The following is a 3,639-nucleotide window of genomic DNA, read 5'->3' on the forward strand; positions in this document are numbered from 1 at the left end:
GCATCGCGCGAAATTGACGGCCCCCGCGCCCCCCCCTCAAAAGGCGGAGCGGATGCCCAGCCCCACGCCGAACCGGCGCGTGTCGTATAGGCCGATGTTGCTGTCCGTGCGCGATGCGCTCACCGTCAGGGCGGGGTTGAAACCGTAGTAGTCGATGCCCCGGAAGGTGGCCGTCGCATCGGCGAAGACCCGTCTGTCCTGCCGACCCGTGGGGCTGTGGGGCGACACGTCGTAATCGCGCAGCGCCACCCCCAGCCCCAGTGTCACCTCCGCCCCCATCATGGTCTCGCCAAGGTCGACCCCGCCGCGCGCCTCGACCTCGCGGTATTCGGCCTGCCCGCTGTCCGAAATGGTCTGCCGTGCCGACAGCCCGCCAAAGACGGTGCGCCCGCTCTCCAACCGCTCGCTCAGCCGCAGGGCGGCGGCCAGCGTATCGACATCCACGGTCGCTTGCCCCATCTGCTTCTCCGCATCCACCGCAAAGGAAAGCTGCCGCCGCGGGGTGATCTTCATGCTCTGCGCGGCCCCCAGCCGCAGGAAGGACGCATAGCGCGCGCCCGCGTACCAGCTTTGCCCCAGTTCGGCATCCAGCGTGAACTCCCGGCGGTGATCGGCGCTGAGGCTGCGAAACCCGTAGCCGATGCTGGCGGAGCCGAAGGCGAAGTCACCGCCGCTGACCCCGGGGGCAGTAGCCCGCGCGCTGTCAGAAAGTACGAAACTGCGGTAGGAGAGTGAGAATTTCAGATCATGCGCCCGCCGCTCCGTCTGGGCCATGCGGTAGCGGCTGCGCAACGCGGCCCCGTATTCCAGCCCCGACAGGGCCCGGGCCGCGCCGGTCAGCGCATATTCCACCGGCGCGCCGAAAAGCAGGTCGCTCAGCACGTGGTTCAAGCGGGAGCTTTCGCGCGCCGAGCCGTTGTTGATGTTGGAATTGGGCGCCAGCGTGAAGGACAGATGCGTCTGCCACGGGTTCTGCCGCTGCACATGGCGAAAATCGCGCCGCGCGCGGTCCGCATGGCGCGCGGTGGGGGCGTGATGGGCCGCCCGGCGCAACCAGAACTGCGCCCGCGTGCGCTTGCCGTCCGATGACAGGGCCTGCGCCATCGCCCGCGCGGCGGCGTAGCGTTCGGTATCGGTGTCGGCGAGCGCCCATGCCTGCCGGGCGGCCTGCCGGGCCTGATCGTAAAGACCCTGATCGCGCATCGCGCGGGCGCGGATCACATGGGCGCCCTGATCCTGCGGGTCCCGCCCCAGCAGCGCTTCGGCCAGCATGCGCGCCTCGTCGGGCGCACCCTGCCGGATCGCCTCCACCGCAAGGGCGCCCATCTGCTGGGGCGAAAGCGTGATATCGGACCAGCCCGGCACCGCCAGCCCCACCCAAAGGGCGAGCACGACGGTCCGGCGCAGACGCCCCCGGGCCGGTCTCATGGGGTTGCCGCGGGGTCCCGGTAGACGATGAAGCCGCTGGTGTCGCGGACCGTGGCATTGTCGTATTCCGCGCTGTTTTCCAGCACCAGAACGCCCACGATCTCGTTCGGGCCATTGCCCGAGACGATGGCGTAGTAATTGCCCTCTTCGTATGGCTGCACGGTGCCGGCATCGTCGACAAAGGTGCTCGACAGGCTGCCCAGTATCTCTCCGTTGTTGTCCAGCACCCCGGGTTCGATCTTGAACCGTGCATCGGGAATACTGGTGAGCGAGGCGGTGTTCTTGGCGTTGATGCGGCCATAGACATCCATGGTGATGTCGTTGCCCTGCAGATCGAAGACCCGCCGGTTGCTGAGCACGCCGCGCACCGCGTCACCGCGCCCGGTGGCGGTGCTGTTGAAATCGTCGAAATCGATATCGATCGCCAGATCGGCGGTGGAATATTCCAGCCCGCCGCGCCCGTTGAAATCGCGCATCCCGGCGGCGCGCCCCTCGAAACGGGCCTGTCCGCCGCTCGGTAGGGTGACGGAGTTTTCCCGCTGGTAGATGAAACCGCCGAAACCGTAGTCCACATAGGCGCCGGTGCGCACGATGGCGAACTGGGTGTTGGGCACGCCCGCGGCGTTGCTGTTGCGGCTGACGCCGTAGATCGCGCGATGCCGGAACTGGTTGATCGGCGCGCCGTTGATGCTGTCGGGATACTGGGCGTCGGCCTCGTAGACCGCGTAATCCCCGAAGGATTTCACCAGGTCGCCGCGCTGGTAGACGTTGGAGCCGTCGAAGGCCAGACCGTCCACCGTGAAGCTGTCGGTATCGCCATCGTAGCTGACGGAGGCGACGAAGCCGTTGCCGCTCTTGCCTTCCTCCTCGCTGCGCGGTTCCAGCCGGAAGATGCGGCTGCTGGGCGAGGGGGAGGTGGTGCCGGGCGGGATGCCTTCGCGCAGGATCGGGTTGCCGTTCTCGTCGGTGGTGACCCCGCCGCCGCTGCCTGTCGGGTCCGTCGCATCCCCGCCGAACGGGGGGGTGCCGCCACACGCGGCAAGAAGCGCGCACAGCAAGACTGCTGCTGTCTTCGATGTCATGTTGCCTGCCCTCGTCGTATTATTTTGCACAACCCTCCGCCGGGGGGGCGCGTGTTGTCAACGGCGCGCACCGCCGGGCCCGCAGGTTCCCCGCGAGGGTGGTCAAAAAGCAATACCGCATATGGCGGTTCCTGCAGGTTCGCCGCGCAGATATAGTCGTGCCGAATCCCAAGCCCTTTCCGACCAGCAAGGACCGCCGCCATGCCTCTCAGCACCGACCAGCAAGCCGAAATCGACGCCCTGCGCGCGGAACCGCAGGTCACGCTGCGCGCCGTGTCGCCGGGGATGGAGGCGCATCTTTACGCCGCGATCCCGGTGCTCGATCACGGTTTCGTCCGGGTGATCGATTACATGGGCGACGACGCGGCGATCTGTCAGGCGGCGCGGGTGAGCTATGGCAAGGGCACCAAGAGCGTCCAGAACGACGAGGGGCTGATCCGCTATCTCATGCGGCACTGGCATTCGACCCCCTTCGAGATGTGCGAGATCAAGCTGCACGTGAAGCTGCCGGTCTTCGTGGCGCGCCAGTGGATCCGGCACCGGACGGCCAATGTGAACGAATATTCCGCCCGCTACTCGATCCTCGACCGTGAATTCTACATCCCCGCGCCGGAGCATGTGAACGCCCAGTCCGTGGTCAACAACCAGGGCCGCGGTGGCGTGCTGGAGGGGGAGGAGGCCGCCCGGGTGCTGGAGATCCTCAAGGCCGACAGCAACCGCGCCTATGACCACTACGAACAGATGATCGCCAGCGAAGGCCCCGACGGCGCCCCGCAGGGCGGGCTCGCGCGGGAGCTGGCGCGGATGAACCTGCCCAGCAACATCTATACCCAATGGTACTGGAAGGTGGATCTGCACAACCTCTTCCACTTCCTGCGGCTGCGCGCGGACGCCCATGCGCAATACGAGATCCGCGTCTATGCCGATGCGATCTGCTCCGTCGTGGCCGACTGGGTTCCCGCGGCCTATTCCGCCTTCGAAGATTACCGCCTCGGCGGCGCCACGCTTTCCGCCCGCGCGCTGGACTGCATCCGCCGCATGCTGAAGGGCGAGGAGGTGACGCAGGAGAATTCCGGCATGTCGAAGGGAGAATGGCGGGAGTTTCAGGGGGTTATTAGCTAGATGATTG

Annotated in this window: 3 protein-coding genes; 1 reads left to right on the top strand and 2 read right to left on the bottom strand. The window is 66.9% G+C overall.

What is annotated here, in order from left to right; all coding sequences use genetic code 11:
* Nucleotides 1-36: 36 nt before the first annotated feature.
* Complete coding sequence (locus tag A3764_RS10740) at nt 37-1,428, bottom strand: surface lipoprotein assembly modifier (protein ID WP_067951575.1); 1,392 nt, start codon at nt 1,426-1,428, stop codon at nt 37-39.
* Nucleotides 1,425-2,510, bottom strand: a complete 1,086-nt coding sequence (locus tag A3764_RS10745) for a hypothetical protein (RefSeq protein ID WP_067919259.1) — start codon at nt 2,508-2,510, stop codon at nt 1,425-1,427. The genes A3764_RS10740 and A3764_RS10745 overlap by 4 nt, the downstream gene beginning before the upstream one ends.
* Nucleotides 2,511-2,711: 201 nt before the next feature.
* Here A3764_RS10745 and thyX point away from each other — a divergent pair, with 201 nt between their 5' ends.
* Entirely contained in the window at nt 2,712-3,632 is a 921-nt protein-coding gene (gene thyX, locus A3764_RS10750) for an FAD-dependent thymidylate synthase (protein WP_067919262.1), read from the top strand.
* The last annotated feature ends 7 nt before the right edge of the window (nt 3,633-3,639 follow it).

The organism is Sulfitobacter sp. HI0129, assembly GCF_001635395.1.
In the GTDB taxonomy this organism is placed as follows: Bacteria; Pseudomonadota; Alphaproteobacteria; order Rhodobacterales; family Rhodobacteraceae; genus Sulfitobacter.

Excerpts from the sequence above, each read along its gene's own strand:
- A3764_RS10740 (WP_067951575.1), bottom strand. The coding sequence starts at position 1,428 with ATGAGACCGGCCCGGGGGCGTCTGCGCCGGACCGTCGTGCTCGCCCTT.
- A3764_RS10745 (WP_067919259.1), bottom strand. The coding sequence starts at position 2,510 with ATGACATCGAAGACAGCAGCAGTCTTGCTGTGCGCGCTTCTTGCCGCG.
- thyX (WP_067919262.1), top strand. The coding sequence starts at position 2,712 with ATGCCTCTCAGCACCGACCAGCAAGCCGAAATCGACGCCCTGCGCGCG.